The 15725-nt window shown below is 63.7% G+C and carries 13 protein-coding genes; 9 read left to right on the top strand and 4 right to left on the bottom strand.

What is annotated here, in order from left to right; all coding sequences use genetic code 11:
• The first annotated feature begins 87 nt into the window (after positions 1-87).
• From ilvD to BLR94_RS18150, 6 genes are all read left to right on the top strand, one after another.
• The gene (gene ilvD / locus BLR94_RS18175; RefSeq protein WP_084307506.1) at positions 88-1800 is read left to right on the top strand and encodes a dihydroxy-acid dehydratase; all 1713 of its coding nucleotides are present in this window, start codon (positions 88-90) and stop codon (positions 1798-1800) included.
• Positions 1797-3080: an aconitase X gene (locus BLR94_RS18170; RefSeq protein ID WP_084307507.1), complete on the top strand. Its 1284-nt coding sequence runs from the start codon at positions 1797-1799 to the stop codon at positions 3078-3080. The genes ilvD and BLR94_RS18170 overlap by 4 nt, the downstream gene beginning before the upstream one ends.
• The gene (locus tag BLR94_RS18165) at positions 3077-3547 is read left to right on the top strand and encodes an aconitase X swivel domain-containing protein (RefSeq protein WP_084307508.1); all 471 of its coding nucleotides are present in this window, start codon (positions 3077-3079) and stop codon (positions 3545-3547) included. Before BLR94_RS18170 ends, BLR94_RS18165 begins: the two co-directional genes overlap by 4 nt.
• A gap of 97 nt (positions 3548-3644) precedes the next feature.
• Entirely contained in the window at positions 3645-4922 is a 1278-nt protein-coding gene (locus tag BLR94_RS18160; RefSeq protein ID WP_084307509.1) for an FAD-dependent oxidoreductase, read from the top strand.
• Positions 4923-4991: 69 nt separating this feature from the next.
• Positions 4992-6356, top strand: coding sequence for an MFS transporter (locus BLR94_RS18155; protein ID WP_084307510.1), 1365 nt, complete (start codon positions 4992-4994; stop codon positions 6354-6356).
• Positions 6357-6490: 134 nt separating this feature from the next.
• Positions 6491-7726 carry an OprD family porin gene (locus BLR94_RS18150; RefSeq protein WP_084307538.1) on the top strand — a complete coding sequence of 412 codons (1236 nt, stop codon included), beginning with the start codon at positions 6491-6493 and terminating at the stop codon, positions 7724-7726.
• Positions 7727-8002: 276 nt separating this feature from the next.
• On the opposite strand, the gene mhpT is transcribed toward BLR94_RS18150, so the two are convergent.
• Both mhpT and BLR94_RS27540 read right to left on the bottom strand, forming a co-directional pair.
• Complete coding sequence (gene mhpT / locus BLR94_RS18145; RefSeq protein ID WP_084307511.1) at positions 8003-9214, bottom strand: 3-(3-hydroxy-phenyl)propionate transporter MhpT; 1212 nt, start codon at positions 9212-9214, stop codon at positions 8003-8005.
• Between the two features lie 181 nt (positions 9215-9395).
• A complete protein-coding gene (locus BLR94_RS27540) occupies positions 9396-9557 on the bottom strand; it encodes a hypothetical protein (RefSeq protein WP_167359776.1) in 162 nt (53 codons plus the stop codon).
• On the opposite strand from BLR94_RS27540, the gene BLR94_RS18140 reads away from it, so the two are divergent.
• Entirely contained in the window at positions 9537-10838 is a 1302-nt protein-coding gene (locus BLR94_RS18140) for an OprD family porin (protein ID WP_084307512.1), read from the top strand. The two genes, BLR94_RS27540 and BLR94_RS18140, sit on opposite strands and share 21 nt — an antisense overlap.
• On the opposite strand, the gene BLR94_RS18135 is transcribed toward BLR94_RS18140, so the two are convergent.
• A complete protein-coding gene (locus tag BLR94_RS18135) occupies positions 10817-12163 on the bottom strand; it encodes an MFS transporter (protein WP_084307513.1) in 1347 nt (448 codons plus the stop codon). The genes BLR94_RS18140 and BLR94_RS18135 overlap by 22 nt on opposite strands.
• A gap of 395 nt (positions 12164-12558) precedes the next feature.
• Between BLR94_RS18135 and BLR94_RS18130 the strand changes: the two genes are divergently transcribed.
• Positions 12559-13623, top strand: a complete 1065-nt coding sequence (locus BLR94_RS18130) for an aromatic ring-hydroxylating dioxygenase subunit alpha (RefSeq protein WP_084307514.1) — start codon at positions 12559-12561, stop codon at positions 13621-13623.
• A 68-nt stretch (positions 13624-13691) separates the two neighbouring features.
• Positions 13692-14639 carry a PDR/VanB family oxidoreductase gene (locus BLR94_RS18125; RefSeq protein WP_084307515.1) on the top strand — a complete coding sequence of 316 codons (948 nt, stop codon included), beginning with the start codon at positions 13692-13694 and terminating at the stop codon, positions 14637-14639.
• 659 nt (positions 14640-15298) lie between these two features.
• On the opposite strand, the gene BLR94_RS18120 is transcribed toward BLR94_RS18125, so the two are convergent.
• A complete protein-coding gene (locus tag BLR94_RS18120) occupies positions 15299-15604 on the bottom strand; it encodes a hypothetical protein (RefSeq protein ID WP_084307517.1) in 306 nt (101 codons plus the stop codon).
• Positions 15605-15725: the final 121 nt, after the last annotated feature.

Below are 15725 nucleotides of genomic sequence, written 5' to 3'. Positions count from 1 at the left end.
CGGATTCTAGGCCCACCCCTAGACTCGCCACAAGACACCCGTGAACCACGGCCTGGCCGTCAACAATAAGAAAAAACGGAGCACCCAATGCCCAGAAAGCTACGCAGCAACTTTCCCTATGGTTCCTACCTGTGGGCGGTACGCGCCGCCCAGTGGCGGGCCCTGGGGATCGACGAGAGCGAACTGGAGAAGCCGAAGATCGCCATCGTCAACTCCTCGTCCAACCTGGCCATCTGCTTCAGCCATCTGGATGGCATCGCCGCCGAGATCAAGCGATCGATCCGGGACGCGGGTGCCCTGCCCTTCGAGATTCGTACCGCTGCACCGAGCGACTTCATCACCGGTGCCGGCGCTGGCGGCGCCTACATGCTGGCAGCCCGCGATCTGATCACCAATGACATCGAGGTGGCGGTCGAAGGTGCCCAGCTCGACGGCATGATCTGCCTGGCCTCTTGCGACAAGACGGTGCCCGGTCAGTTGATGGCCGCCGCGCGCCTGAACATCCCGACACTGGTGGTGGTTTGCGGCTACCAGCCCAGCGGTGAATACAACGGCCGCCACGTCGATATCGAAGACGTCTTCATCGGTTCCATGCACGCGGTCACCGGCAAACTGCCGGTGGAGGAACTGGTGGGCATGGCGCGCAATGCCATCAAGGGCCCGGGCGTGTGTTCGGGCATGGGCACGGCCAACTCCATGCATCTGGTCTGCGAAGCACTGGGCATGGCCCTGCCGGGCAGTTCGCCGATCGCCGCCAACAGCCCGAAGATGTTCGACTTCGTGCGCCAGGCCGGGCAACGCATCGTGGCCATGGTCGAAGAGGACCTCAAGCCGCGCGACATTCTCAGCCCAGGCGCCTTCGCCAATGCGGTCAGCGTGGTGCTGGCCGCCGGCGGCTCGGTGAATTGCATCAAGCACCTGCAGGCAGTGGCCGCGGAGGGAGGCATCGATGTCGACGTCTACGGCCTGTTCCGCGAACTGGGCAACCGGGTACCGGTGCTGGTCGGCGTGAGGCCCATGGGCGAGCACAGCATCGAACAGATGGAGGCGGCTGGCGGTGGCCGCGCCTTGCTCAAGCGCCTCGAGCCGCTGCTGCATGGCAACGCCTTGACCGTCACCGGCAAGACCCTGAGCGACAACCTGAGAGAGGTGACCGTCGCCGACGATCAGGTGATCCGGCCACTGCAGCGACCGTTCGCCACCCAGCCGGCGATCGTCATGCTGCGCGGCAACATCGCGCCCCAGGCCGGTATCGTCAAATACGGCATCGACCCGAGCAAGATGCGCCGTTTCAGTGGTCCGGCCATCTGTTTCGAACGCGCTGCCGATGCCATCGCGGCCTTGCAGGACGGGCGCATCCAGCCCGGCCATGTGCTGGTGATGCGCGGTGCCGGAGTACGCGGCGGCCCGGCCATGGGGGGCGGCGCATCGCGGGTGGTGTTCGCCATCGATGGCGCCGGTCTCGGTGACAAGGTGGCGATGCTTACCGACGGGCACCTCTCCGGCCTGGTCTGCAAGGGTCTGGTAGTGGCCGAAGTGGCTCCGGAATCGGCCGTCGGCGGCCCCCTGGCACTGGTGATCGATGGCGACATCATCGACATCGATCTGGACGACAACCGCCTCGACGCACGGATCGAACCCGCCGAGCTGCAGGCCCGCGGCGAACGCTGGCAGGCCCAGCCGGCGCAGTTCGGCGGCGGCTGGCTGGATATCTATCGGGGCGCGGTCAAGGGCATGGAACATGGCGCCGTGCTGATCAAGCCTGTGGCTATCAGCGATCGCCGGGAGGGCGGACAATGAGACTGCGCGACGATGAAAAAGCCATGCTCGACGGCGCCGAAGGTCCGGCGGTGAGCAAGGCCATGGACCTGCTGGTGCGCTACGGCGAAGCCCTGGGTGCCGAGTGCCTGGTGGATACCCACAACGTCGCCGGCACCATCGGCGCCACGACGCCCTTCCTGCGTCAGTACGGCGACCGTCACGGCGGCATGGATGCGGTGTTCAGCGAGTTCAATCTGGATAGTGCGCAGGTCGTGCAGATACCCAGGGTCAAGGTATTCAGCAGCCACCTGCAGCAGGGCATCGACCCCAGGCAGGCGGCCCGGCAAGGCGTCGGCGAGGATGTGCTACGCCTCTACGAACGGGGCCAGGCCTATAGCAGCGGCCTGGGCGTGCAGCCACTCAACACCTGCACGCCCTATCAGGTCGGCAACGTGCCGGTGAAGGGCGAGCACTGCGCCTGGATGGAATCTTCGGCGGTGATCTACATCAACGCGGTGCTCGGCGCCCGCAGCAACGCCGAGGGCCGAGAAAGCACCGGGGCGGCCATGCTCACCGGCAAGATTCCCTACTGGGGCCTGCATATCGATGACAACCGCCGTGGCAACCACCTGATCCAGCTCGACATCGACGTCAGCAGCACTGCCGACTGGGGCCTGCTCGGCTACTGGGTGGGCGAACAGGTGCAGGACCGTATCCCGGTGATCGAGGGCCTGAGCCACCAGCCCAATCTGGCACGGCTCAAGCACTTCGGCGCGGCGGCCGCCTCCAGCGGCGGGGTGGAGATGTATCACCTGGTCGGTGTCACCCCGGAAGCCCGCACCCGCGAGGAAGCCTTCGGCACCAGCCAGATCGAGTCCGTGCTGCACTTCGGCGAGGCGGAGCGGCGCTGGGCCTACGAGCAGGTCAACATCACCGCGCGCAACGCCGAGGTGGATTTCGTCATGCTCGGCTGCCCACACTACAGCCTGGAGCAGATCTGGGAGGTCTGCCAGTTGCTCGAAGGCCAGCGCCTGAGCGCCAACACCGAGCTGTGGATATTCACGGCGGCGTCGATCAGGCACCTCGCCGATCAGGCCGGCTACACGCGCATCATCGAAGCGGCTGGCGGCCACCTGATGACCGACACCTGCTCGGCCATCGGCAAGGTGATCCCCAAAGGTACCCGAGTGGCGGCAGTGGACTCGGCCAAACAGGCCCACTACCTGCCGGCGATCATGGGCATCGAAGCCTGGTTCGGCAGCACGGCCGACTGTGTACAGGCAGCCATCGAAGGCCGCTGGAGAGGCGTGCTGCAATGACCGATTCATTCACGCTCAAGGGCCGCAGGGTGGTCGGCGGGGTCTTCGAGGGCGAGGCCCTGGTAACCCGTGATCGCATATCCGGCTGGGGTGGCATCGACCCGCGCAGTGGCACCGTGATCGAGACCCGCCATGAACTCAGGGGCATCAGCTTCGCCGGCAAGGTACTGGTGTTCCCCGGCGCCAAAGGCTCCTCGGGGTGGTCGTCGCAGTTCCATATAGCACGCCTCGCCGGGATGGCTCCAGGCGCCCTGCTGTTCAACGAGATGACCGCGAAGATGGCCCTCGGCGCCGTGGTGGTACACGCACCGGCACTGACCGAATTCGACGACGACCCCCTGTGGCGCATCCGCACCGGCGACTGGGTACGGGTAGATGCCGACGCCGGTACCGTGGAGGTCACCCCGCGCCAGCGCAGTCCCCAGCGAACACCCCAGGCACCACAAGGTGCCAGCCCGGAGCCCTGAAGCTCCGCCGCCACCCCACCCGTCAGCCCTTGTCACCACCTGCACTGGCCAGGTGACGGGCTCGGCCGCACTTCTTTCAGCGCAAGAGTAGATACCCATGGCTCATATCATTCGCACGGTTCGCCGTGACAACGCCCCCCAGGCCCAGCGCCTGAAGGCCGACATCTGCATCGCTGGCGCCGGTATTTCCGGTGTATCGGCCGCCCTCGAAGCGGCCCGTCTGGGCAAGCGTGTGGTGCTGTTCGACGCCCTGCCGATGCTTGGCGGCCAGGCTGTCGGCTCGATCATCGGCACCTTCTGCGGGCTGTTCTCGAACGGCCCGAACCGCCGACAGCTGACCCACGGTATCGCCGACGGCATCCTGCACGACCTCGGTGCCAGCGGTGACCTGCACCACAAGGTCGGCCCGCTGACCACCGTGGTCTACTACGACGAAGTGGCCCTGGGCCGCTGGATCGGCCAGCAGATCCTCGACGCCGGCATCACCGTGGTACTCGGTGCGGTGCTGCGCGATGTGGTGCGTGAAGGCAACCGGGTCTGCCAGGTACAGCTGGCCACCCGCTATGGCGATGTGCACGTCGATGCCGACGGTTTCATCGATGCCAGTGGCGATGCCGCGCTGACCTGGAATGCCGGCTTTGCCTGCCGCGAACCCGACACGCCAATCTACGGCACGCAGATGTTCGTCATGGAGCATATCGACGAAACCCACCTGCCGAGCCGCGAAGCGTTCACCGAGCGAGTCAAGAGTCGAGCCAGGGACTATGGCATCGAGCGTGACGACGGCCTGTTCTTCCAGTTCCCCGGGCGGGGTACGGCGGCCTTCAACATGACCCATATCGAGACGCCCCTGGACCCCGTCGCCGCGTCCCACGTGGCCATCGAGGGACGCCAGCAGGTGGACAAGGTGATCGCCTTCCTGAAAACCGAATACCCCGAGGTGTATGGCCAGGCACGGGTTCGTGCCTACGCCCTGCCAGGCATCCGCCAGACCCGCTGGATAGTCGGCCAGCACCATCTGAGCACCGACGAAGTGCGGGCGGCGACCCGCTTCGCCGACGCCGTGGCGCAGACCTCCTGGCCGGTGGAACTGCACGGCGATGCAGGTGGCTACCAGTGGGAGCCGTTCGCCGATGATCATGTGCACAGCGTGCCGCTGCGCAGCCTGCTGCCGGAAGGCAGCGACAACCTGGTGGTCGCCGGACGCTGCGTGGACGCCGATGCGGCTGCGTTGTCGAGCATACGGGTCATGGGCCCCTGCATCGCCATGGGCGCCGCGGCCGCGCATGCCCTCGACCTGGCAGGCCCACGGGGCAGGGTCGCTGACGTTGCGGCGGCCGCCCTTGGCGAACGCCTGAGTTTCAACCTGCAGTAACGGCTGGCACCCGGCGGCCTGGCTGCCGGGTCTTACAACAAGAAAATCGCAGCGCTGTGGAGAACAACAATGACAAACCCACGCACCATCGATGTCGCCGCCCTGATCGAGGGGCGCAAGCTGACCCGCTTCAACTACGTGGTGATCGCAGTGTCGGTGCTGATCACCTTTCTCGACGGCTTCGACCTGCTGGTGCTGTCGCACACCGCCTCCTACATCGCCGACGAAGTCGGCCTGGACAAGCTCCAGCTCGGCGAGATCTTCTCCGTCGGCCTGTTCGGCATGATGCTCGGCGGGTTCTTCTTCGGGTACCTGGGGGACCGCATCGGCCGCCGCCCGACCATCATCTTTTCCACCGTGTCCTTCGGCGTCCTGACCCTGCTGTTCGCCCTGGCCGACAGCTACGCGTCACTGATGGTGCTGCGCTTCTGCAACGGCTTCGCCCTGGGCGCGATGCTGCCGTTGTGCTGGGCGCTGAACATCGAATTCGTGCCCAAGCGCTACCGCTCGACGGTAGTGACCATCATCATGGTCGGCTTCAGCCTCGGCAGCGCCATGGCCGGCCCGCTGACCGTGTGGCTGGCACCGCACATCGGCTGGCAGGGCGTGTTCATCTTCGGCGGCCTGCTGACGCTGCTGGCCAGCGCGTTGCTGCTGTTCACCCTGCCCGAGTCGGTGCGTTTCCTGACCACCAAGCGTCGCGAGCCGGAAAAGATCGCGCGCATTCTCAAGCGCCTGGATCCCGGTTTCGACGTGCGCCCCGATGACCGCTTCGTGCTACTCGACGAGATCGACGTGGGCACCAGGAATTTTCGCGTCGGCCAGCTGTTCATCGGCAAACTGAAGTGGATCACGCCGATGATCTGGATAGGCTACTCAGCCAGTTCCATGGCCATGTACTTCCTCGCCTCGTGGAGCCCGCTGGTCTACACCTACGCCGGCTTCGACCGGGCCACCGCGTCGTGGGTCAGTTCGATCGCCTCGTTCGCCGGCGCCATGGCGGGCCTGGCGATGATGCGCTTCGTCGATACCCGCGGCCCCTACGCGGTGATGATCTATCCGTTGCTGGCCCTGCCGTTCCTGCTGGTGCTCGGCATCACCGGCATGCAGGGCAGCGCCTTCCTGATTCTCAGCATGGTCGGTGCGGTGTTCGTCAAGGGTAGCCATTACGGCATCCTCAGCATCGCCGGGATCTTCTACCCCAGCGCCATCCGCGCCAATGGTGCTGGCTGGGCCACATCGATCGCCAAGATCGGCTCGATCCTCGGCCCACTGCTGGGTGCCTACGTCCTCAATAGTGGCCTGCCGGTGGTCAAGAGCTTCCTGATTCTGGCCATCTGCCCCGCTGTACTGGCGCTGTGCGCATTCATCGTCGGGCGCATCGTCGACAAGCAACCACCCGCTCCCCCGCTGTCGGCAGCTTCACAGACCTGAGCTGACGCCGGCCTTGCCCGGCAGCAACCCGCCACAGCCCTCCCAACCGCGCACCGATTGCGCGGCCGGGGGCGCTCACGCCCGCGATTCGTCCCCTATGAATGTCCTGGAGACCCACAACAATGATCAGGAACATGACGCTTTCACGCCCAGCCTCGTGCCTTGCCACCGCCACGCTGCTAGCAACCACGCTGGCGGCCAACGCCGACTTCATCGAAGACAGCACGGCCAGCGTGACTACCCGCAACTTCTACCTGAACCGTGATTTCCGGCAAAGCGCTGCCGCCCAGTCCAAGGCCGAAGAATGGACCCAGGGGTTCATCGCCGAATTCAACTCCGGTTATAGCGAGGGGCGCATCGGCTTTGGCGTCGACGCCCTCGCCGAACTGGGCATCAAGCTCGACTCCAGCCGCGAACGGCGCGGCAGCGGACTGCTGCCATTCGGGCCGAGCAGCCAGGAGCCGGTCGACGATTACAGCGAGCTGGGCCTGACCGGCAAGCTGCGCCTGTCGGACAGCGAACTGCGCATCGGCACCCTGATGCCGGTGCTGCCGCTGGCTTACTACAGCGACACCCGCCTGCTGCCATCGACCTTCACCGGCGCCCTGCTCACCTCTCGGGAAATCGACAAGCTGACCTTCACAGCCGGTCGCCTGACCCACGCCAATGGCCGCGACTCATCGGGCAACGATGACGTCAGCTATGCCGGGCAAAGCAGCTCGCACCTGGACATGCTCGGCGGCGACTATCAACTGAACAGGAACCTGACCCTGCGCTATCACCATGGCGAACTGGACGATATCTACCGCCAGCAGTTCGCCGGTCTGGTGCATACCCTGCCGCTGAGCGACGACATGAGCCTGAAAACCGATCTGCGCTACTTCGACAGCCGCGACATCGGCGCCGGCAAGGCGGGCAAGATCGACAACCGCAACGTCAACGGCCTGTTCACCCTGAGCGTCGGCTTCCAGCGTTTCGCAGCCGGTTTCCAGCGTCTATCGGGAGACAGCGTGTTCCCGGTGATCGACACGGGTACGCCCTACGTGGCCAATCTGGTGACCTTCAACCCCTTCACCAAGATCAACGAAAAATCCTGGCAGTTGCGCTACGAGTACGACTTCGCCGGCATGGGCATTCCCGGCCTGTCGTTCATGACCCGCTATGTCGCCGGCAGCGATATCCACAGCGGCGCGGTACGCGACGGCCGTGAGTGGGAACGCGACACCGACATTGGCTACATCGTCCAGAGCGGGCCGCTCAAGGGCGTCAATCTGCGCTGGCGCAACGTCACCTTCCGCTCGGGCAACGGCCTGACCCAGGACCTGGACGAGAATCGTCTGATCGTCGGCTATACCCGGAAACTCTGGTGATCGGCCTAAGCGTGCCGGTCAGCGCGCCGCGACGAAGGCGCAGGAAACCCCGCGCTATGGCAAAAGGCTTACACGATGTCAGGGGGATTGGCTCTGTCCCCGGAGGGGGCGCCCCCGTAATCTACACCCATACCTGCAGCACAGGAGGTGCTCAGGATCAAGGATGATGTGACCATAGCCAGGATGGCAGCCGACAGGATGTTGGCATTGGTCAAACAAAAACCCGCTTCGGCGGGTTTTTTATTGCCTGGCCTTTCTTGCCGGCACCCCGGCGGTTCAGGCCGCCCGGGTATCGGCCTGCCGGGCGACGGCCCGCCGGCTCATGCCCAGCACCACCAGCGCCGCGATCACCAGCCCCGGCGACGCCGCCAGCAGCACCCCGGCCGTACCCGCGCCAGCGGCCAGGATCTGTCCGGCCACCAGGGGACCGGATACCGAGCCCAGGCGCCCGACGGCCACCGCCGCGCCAACCCCGGTAGCACGTACCACCGTCGGGTAGGCCGGCGGCGCCAATGCATACAGCACCAGTTGCGCGGCAATGACGAACAGCCCGGCGGCGAACCCGGCGATCGCCATAGCCAGCATGCCCGAAGCCAGCCCCAGGCCGGCCAGGGATGCCAGCAGGCCGCCGTAGACCAACAGCACCACGCCGGTACGCCCACGGCGATCCAGCAACACCCCGCCCAGCAACGATCCCAATGCGCCGCCGATATTGAACAGCATCTGGATGCTGCCGGCCTGGGACTTGCTGAATCCCTGCTCGAGCAGTAGCGAAGGCAGCCAGTTGAGCAGCATGTACATCACGGTGAGGGTGAAGAAGTAGCTGACCCACAGGGCCAGCGTCGCGCTCGCACGGTTCTCGCCGAACAGCGCGTGCAAGGTGGACTCGCGAACCGGCGCCGCATGCTGACGCTGTTCATGGAAATCCCGGGACTCGGGCAGCAGCGCCATCAGCAGGGGCGCCACCAGCAAAGGCGCCACGCCGCCGACGATGAACACCGCCTGCCAGCTTTCACCACCGAGCATGCCGACCACCGCAGCGATCGCACCACCCAGAGGAACACCGCAGTACATGATGCTGATGGCCGTACCGCGACGCCGCTCGTCGACGGCCTCGGCACACAGCGCGATCAGGTTGGGCAATGCCGCACCAAGGCCCAGGCCGGTCATCAAGCGCGCCAGCAGCAGCGCATTGACACTGCCGACGTAGGCCGTCCACAAGGAGAAGATGCCGAAGATGACCACTGCACCGATCAGCACGCGCTTGCGACCGATGCGATCGGCCAGCCAGCCGCCGAAGAAGGCGCCGGGCAGCAGGCCGATGATGCTGGCACTGAACACCCAGCCCAGCATTTTCTGATCGAGTTCGAAGGCCTGGCGAATTCCGGCGGCAGCGATACCTGCCGACTGCAGATCCAGCCCTTCGATGAGCGCGACGATGAAACACAGCGTGACGGTCAGCGTCGAGCGACGCGATGACGTATCCATGGGTAACCCTCGATTTTATTGTTGTTGTAGGCGCTCGCGACAGACCGACCCGCGAACCTTGAAAAAGATTAACAAAGATAATGGATAACGAAAGTAATTCAGTCTGACGGCCTGATTCAATGATAAACGAGGCGTATCAATCACTTAGCCAAGGATATTAATTAACAAATAAAATAATTAATTATTTTAATGTTCGATTATCGAGCAAAGCACATTGACCACCTGCCATTGCCTTTCCATTCTCGCCGCACTGCAGCGTGAACAGCGCTGCATCCACCGCCAGCATCGGCGGGGCGAAGAACAACAATAAAAGGACAATGACATGCACAACCACCGGGCGCACGACTCCCTCTCCTTTCGCCGTGGCTCGCTACTGGGCCTGCTGCTGGCCCCTGCCATGCTGGCCAGCCATGCCCTGGCCGAGGGGTTCGTCGCAGACAGCAGCGCCAAACTGACCACTCGCAACTACTACATGGATCGCGACTACAAGGACGATGGCGCCAAGTCGGCAGCCCGCGAATGGGCCCAGGGCTTCATCCTGAAAATGGAGTCTGGCTACACCCCGGGCGCTGTGGGCCTCGGCCTGGACGTCACCGGCTTGCTGGGCGTGAAGCTGGACTCCTCGCCCGGGCGCAGCGGCACCGAGCTGCTGCCGGTTTCCGCCAGCAGTGGACGGGCAGCCGACGAGTACTCACGCCTGGCGCCGACGGCGAAGCTGCGCGCCGGCAAGAGCGTGCTGAAGGTCGGCGATGTGTCGCCCTTCCTGCCCTCCATCGTCGCCAGCCCGGCACGGCTGCTGCCCCAGAGCTTTCGCGGCACCTATCTGCAGTCCGCGGACATCGACGACCTGACCCTGCATGCCGGCTACCTCGACCGCATCAACCGCCGCGACTCCAGCAACTACCAGGCGATGACGGTGGCCTCGCCGAACCGGCGTTTCAACCCGAGCGCAGAAAGCTCCCACGCGGCCTTTCTCGGTGGCGACTATCAGCTTGGCAAAGGCCTGAAGCTGCGCGCCTATCACACCACCGTCGCCGATCTGTACCGCCAGCAATACCTCGGCCTGCTGCACGAGCTGCCGATGGGCCGTGGCGTGCTGAACAGCGACCTGCGCGCCTTCATCAGCAACGAAGACGGCAGCGCCCGGGCCGGCAAGGTGGACAACCGTAACGTCGCCGCGCAGTTCGCCTACGCCCTCGATGGCCACCGTTTCACCCTGGGCTACATGCACCAGAGCGGCGATACCGCCAAGCCCTATATCTCCGGTACCGAATCCATGGTGATCAGCGAAATGGCGATGAGCTCGGACTTCCTCAATCCCAGGGAGCGCACCTGGCAGGCGATCCTTGACTACGACTTCGCGGCGGCCGGCATTCCTGGCCTGAAGAGCCGCCTGCGCTACCTGCGCGGCGACAATATCGAGCTGCCGACCCTGGGCGGTGCCGACCTCAAGGAGCGCGAGCTGCAGATGGAGATCGGCTACGTGATCCAGAGCGGCACCTTCAAGGGCATCGGGCTGAAGGCACGGCACTCGATCTATCGCAACGACTTCGCCGCCGGCGCGGCATTTCGCGACGAGAACCAGACGCGCCTGATCATCGACTACAGCCTGGCGCTCTGGTGAGTCGGGGCGGGCTTCAACGCCCGCGCCTTGCCAACCGGCAACAAGGTCAGCAGCAACAGCGCCGCGACGACGAACACCAGGGCGAACCAGGTGTACAGTTGCAACGGCTGCCAGCCGCCATCGAGCATGAAACCGGCCACGGTGGGCGACAGGATCGCGCCACCTCGGCCGACGCCGATCGCCCAGCCCACGCCAGTGGCACGCACCGAGGCGCCGTAGATCAGCGGCGACAGCGCGTACAGGCCCGCCACGCAACCGTTGGAAAACAGGCCGATCAGCAGCCCCATGCCCAGGGCGGCGGTGAACGACGAGCCGACGCCGGTGAACACCACCAGCATCACCGCCGTGATCAGCATGAATGCCGCCAGCACCCGGGCCAGGGAAAAACGTGCCGACAGCAGGCCGAGCAATGCCGCCCCGAAGATCCCGCCGATGCTCAGCAATACACCACCCGTTACGCCCTGCTGCACAGACAGGCCCGACGAGGTGAGCAGCTTGGGCGTCCAGCTCATGATGAAGTAGAAACCGAACATCACCAGGAAGAACAGCACCCAGATGAGCAACGTGCTGCGCCGCTGCTCAGGGTCGAACAGGCGTGCGAAGGATCCGCCCCCGCCCTGCTCGCCCACCGGCAACGGCGGCAATGCCGCCAGGCTCGGCTGCCCCAGGCGAACCGCCAGCGCGTTGACCCGTACCAGTGCCTTCGCCGGCCGCTTGGACAGCAGGAAATCCAGGGATTCGGGTAGCCACAGCAACACCAGTGGAATGGCCGCGAAGGTCATCAGGCCACCCGCGAAGAACACCGAACGCCAGCCCCATTGCGACAGCAACCACACCGCCAGCAGGCCGCCGAGGGTGGCGCCCAGCGCATAGCCGGTGGACTGCAGGCTGACCGCCAGACCGCGCCAGCGCTTGCAGGCGTACTCGCTGGCGATCACGTTGCTGCTGGCCAGGATACCGCCGATGCCCAAGCCAGTGAGCCCGCGCAGCAGCGCCAGCTGGCTGGGCGTCTGGCTCAGCGCCGAGAGCAGCATACCGGTGCCGGAAACCACCAGACACAGCAGGATCAGCGGGCGCCGGCCGATGCGATCCGCCCAGGGCGCGATGAACAGCGAACCGGCCGCCATGCCGAGCAGCCCGGCGCTGAGCAGCAGGCCGATCTCGGCACCGCTGAGCTGCCACTGCGCAGCCACCGACGATGCCGTGAAGGCCATCACCAGCACATCGAAGCCGTCGATCATGTTGAGGACGATGCACACCCCGATGGCGACCCATTGGAAGCCACGCATCGGGCCCTGGTCGACGACCTGCCTGAGATCGCTCATCGCGCACCTCCCGCATCGGCGATGGAGAACGCCCGCGGGTGACATGCGGGTATCGGCGAGCGGAGGCGGCTCACGGCAGCGACGTCCAGAACGGAGAAAGGATGGTTCATCAGCGCAAACCCTTGATTGTTTTTATGGGGGACAACTGAACAGCAAACTCGCAGAAATGGATCCAACTCTCAATCCATGGAAACTGCCTGAAAAAACCCTGCGACGGCCCTGAATCGATGCCATGCCCGAAAACCGGGTACCCGGACTGCCTGGCCGACCTGAATATTGCGTGCGATGATCGGACAGTTTGTTTTGTTAACTATTTTTCCGAATGACCATTGACATTAGGCTGTTTAAAAATCAACCATTGGATCCAATAACACCAACAAGAACAGAGGTCACTCATGTACCCGAAAAATGCCTGGTATGTCGCATGCACCCCTGACGAGATCGCCGACAAGCCCCTCGGCCGGCAGATCTGCGGAGAAAAGATCGTCTTCTATCGAGGCGCCGATGCGCAGGTCGTGGCGCTCGAAGATTTCTGCCCGCACCGCGGTGCGCCGCTGTCGCTCGGCTATGTGGAGAACGGCAACCTGATCTGCGGCTACCACGGCCTGGAGATGGGTTGCGAAGGCAAGACCGTGGCCATGCCCGGCCAGCGCGTTCGGGGCTTCCCCGGCATCCGCCGCTTCGCGACCGTGGAACGCTACGGTTTCATCTGGGTATGGACGGGCGACCAGGAGCAAGCCGATCCGGCCACCATCCACCATCTGGAATGGGCGGAAAACCCCGACTGGGCATACGGCGGTGGGCTGTTTCACATCCACTGCGACTACCGCCTGATGATCGACAACCTGATGGACCTGACCCACGAGACCTACGTGCACGCCTCGAGCATCGGCCAGAAGGAAATCGACGAAGCGCCGCCCGTCACCAAGGTGGAGGGCGATGAAGTGATCACCAGCCGCCATATGGAAAACATCATGGCCCCGCCTTTCTGGCGCATGGCGCTGCGTGGCAACGGCCTGGCCGACGATGTACCGGTGGACCGCTGGCAGATCTGCCGCTTCAGCCCGCCCAGCCACGTGATGATCGAAGTCGGTGTGGCTCATGCTGGCCATGGCGGCTACCAGGCACCGGCGCACGCCAAGGCGGCCAGCGTGGTGGTGGACTTCATCACCCCCGAGAGCGATACCTCTATCTGGTACTTCTGGGGCATGGCGCGCAGCTTCAAGCCCGAGGACCAGGCCCTCACCGACAGCATTCGCGAAGGCCAGGGCAAGATCTTCAGCGAAGACCTGGAGATGCTCGAGCTGCAGCAGCGCAACCTGCTCTGGCAGCCCGAGCGCCAGCTGCTCAAGCTCAATATCGACGCCGGCGGCGTGCAATCGCGGCGCATCATCGAACGCCTGATCAACGAGGAACAGGCCACTGTCGCCGAGAAGATCGACGTCCGCCAGGTCGGCTGAGACTTCGTCCGCCCGTAGCGCTCGCCACCGATGTGGGGAGCGGAGCGAATTTTCGTGAGAGAACCATCATGATCGACGTCGTCGTCAAATCCATCGAGCAGCAGGCCCAGGACATTCTCAGTTTCGACCTGGCCCGTGAAGATGATGCCCCTCTGCCGGCCTTCAGTGCCGGCGCCCATATCGACGTGCACCTGCCGGATGGGCTGATACGCCAGTACTCGCTGTGCAACCATCCTGAAGAGCGTCACCGCTACCAGATCGCCGTGTTGCAAAGTGCCGATTCCCGCGGTGGATCCAGAGCCATGCATGGCTTGCAGCAAGGTGTCAGGCTGAGCATCAGCGAGCCGCGCAATCTGTTCCCGCTGCAGCACGATGCCAGCCGCCACCTGCTGATGGCTGGCGGCATCGGCATTACCCCGATCCTCTGCATGGCCGAACGCCTCAGCCATACCGGTGGCGATTTCACCCTGCACTACTTCGCTCGCTCGGCGCAGCAGGCCGCATTCGTCGAACGCTTGCGGCAATCGCCGTTCGCCGACCGCGTGCACCTGCACTTCGATGAAGGCGACCCCGGTAAACGCCCGGATAGCGCAGCGCTGATCGGCGCGCCGCAGGCGACAACCCACCTGTACGTGTGCGGCCCCGGTGGCTTCATGGAGCATGTGCTCGACAGCGCCCGCAACCTGGGCTGGGCCGGCGACAACCTGCACCGCGAATACTTCAGCGCCGAAAGCGCTGACCAGCCTCAGGAAGGCTTCGAGATTCAGCTGGCCAGCAGCGGTGATGTGCTGCAGGTACCGGAAGGAATCAGTGTGGTGGAGGTGCTGCGCGGCATCGGCGTGGAGATTCCGGTGTCCTGCGAGCAAGGCATCTGCGGCACCTGTCTGACCCGCGTCCTGGACGGTGAGCCGGACCACCGTGACCTGTTTCTCACCGAGGACGAACAGGCCGCCAACGACCAGTTCACGCCCTGCTGCTCACGTGCGAAAAGCCCACGCCTGGTACTGGATATCTGAGCGGGCCAAGAGACTGTGGGAGCGCATGATCCGCGGGCCGCTCCCACAGGTTCAAAGCCGACATCAGCATACCGGGTGGATCGGGGCGCTTAGCCGACGCTGTTTTCATCCCGCATTGCCACTTGCGAGCGGTGGACGGTGGACGGTGGACGGTGGACGGGAAAGTGTCGTCCAGCCTGCGCGACTGCCATGATCAACCGCCAGTTGGTGAGCCATCTCCAGGGGTGCGCTCGCCCCCTCGACGACTTCGCGGATCACGCGATAGCCAAGAGCGTCGTAAAGGCATCGCTTTCATAGAAAGATACGAACGCCTGCAAATGCTCTCTTACAATTGGCCTTGACAACTACTCGTTCACGTTGCGTGATAACACCCTCGATCATGCGCGTTTCAAGGGCCGCCTTACATCGTTCAGATGCGACTTGCGGCGGGAGATAATCTCTCGAATCCGCCGTAATCAAGGCCAGAGGAGACGCGCCGGTCTTGGTGCAATGAATCTCCAGTTCACGCCCGAGTACATCGACTCCCCACGACATGCGCTGTGTAAATTCATACCTGTAATCGAAAATGCCCACCATCGTTGATCCAGCGCTCGACAACGCTCAGCCTTAGGCGTAAACCGATCAAGATCAATCCAGTCAACGGCTAAGCTGTACACTGCTTATTCAAATAGCTCATATGCTTTTTCTTGCAGAGCCATTCCGATATCTTCGTATCGTTGAGTTTCGCTTTCATTATAAAAGCCATTCGAGATGCTAAAGTTGGCATATATGTCGACGAACGCCAGCGCTATCTTTTTAGGAATAACATCTTTCCCACTGCAGTCGCTAATTATAAAATCAATGGCTGCAAATAACTCGGCGACTTCTTCTTCAGAAACTTCGACCTTGGTCCGTATTTTTACCGGAATAGAATCTGTACCCAGAAGTCTTGCATCGATCAGATCAGCGGCGATTTCAGCGTTCATGTTTATTACCTTAGCAAATAGTCAGCTTGCTTGATGGAACATACCTTTCGACTGATATTTATCTGGATGTCGCGGCATGATGAAAAGCACGGCGCCGGCACCAGCAGCTGTTTCTCGCCGG

This window comes from Phytopseudomonas flavescens (genome assembly GCF_900100535.1).
Classification (GTDB): Bacteria; Pseudomonadota; Gammaproteobacteria; order Pseudomonadales; family Pseudomonadaceae; genus Aquipseudomonas; species Aquipseudomonas flavescens.
The sequence above is the reverse complement of the archived record's forward strand: the minus strand, read 5'-3'. Positions and strand labels throughout refer to the sequence as shown.

Excerpts from the sequence above, each read along its gene's own strand:
- BLR94_RS18140 (WP_084307512.1), top strand. The coding sequence starts at position 9,537 with ATGCACAACCACCGGGCGCACGACTCCCTCTCCTTTCGCCGTGGCTCG.
- BLR94_RS18155 (WP_084307510.1), top strand. The coding sequence starts at position 4,992 with ATGACAAACCCACGCACCATCGATGTCGCCGCCCTGATCGAGGGGCGC.
- mhpT (WP_084307511.1), bottom strand. The coding sequence starts at position 9,214 with ATGGATACGTCATCGCGTCGCTCGACGCTGACCGTCACGCTGTGTTTC.
- ilvD (WP_084307506.1), top strand. The coding sequence starts at position 88 with ATGCCCAGAAAGCTACGCAGCAACTTTCCCTATGGTTCCTACCTGTGG.
- BLR94_RS18125 (WP_084307515.1), top strand. The coding sequence starts at position 13,692 with ATGATCGACGTCGTCGTCAAATCCATCGAGCAGCAGGCCCAGGACATT.
- BLR94_RS18170 (WP_084307507.1), top strand. The coding sequence starts at position 1,797 with ATGAGACTGCGCGACGATGAAAAAGCCATGCTCGACGGCGCCGAAGGT.
- BLR94_RS18165 (WP_084307508.1), top strand. The coding sequence starts at position 3,077 with ATGACCGATTCATTCACGCTCAAGGGCCGCAGGGTGGTCGGCGGGGTC.
- BLR94_RS18135 (WP_084307513.1), bottom strand. The coding sequence starts at position 12,163 with ATGAGCGATCTCAGGCAGGTCGTCGACCAGGGCCCGATGCGTGGCTTC.
- BLR94_RS18120 (WP_084307517.1), bottom strand. The coding sequence starts at position 15,604 with ATGAACGCTGAAATCGCCGCTGATCTGATCGATGCAAGACTTCTGGGT.
- BLR94_RS18130 (WP_084307514.1), top strand. The coding sequence starts at position 12,559 with ATGTACCCGAAAAATGCCTGGTATGTCGCATGCACCCCTGACGAGATC.
- BLR94_RS18160 (WP_084307509.1), top strand. The coding sequence starts at position 3,645 with ATGGCTCATATCATTCGCACGGTTCGCCGTGACAACGCCCCCCAGGCC.
- BLR94_RS18150 (WP_084307538.1), top strand. The coding sequence starts at position 6,491 with ATGACGCTTTCACGCCCAGCCTCGTGCCTTGCCACCGCCACGCTGCTA.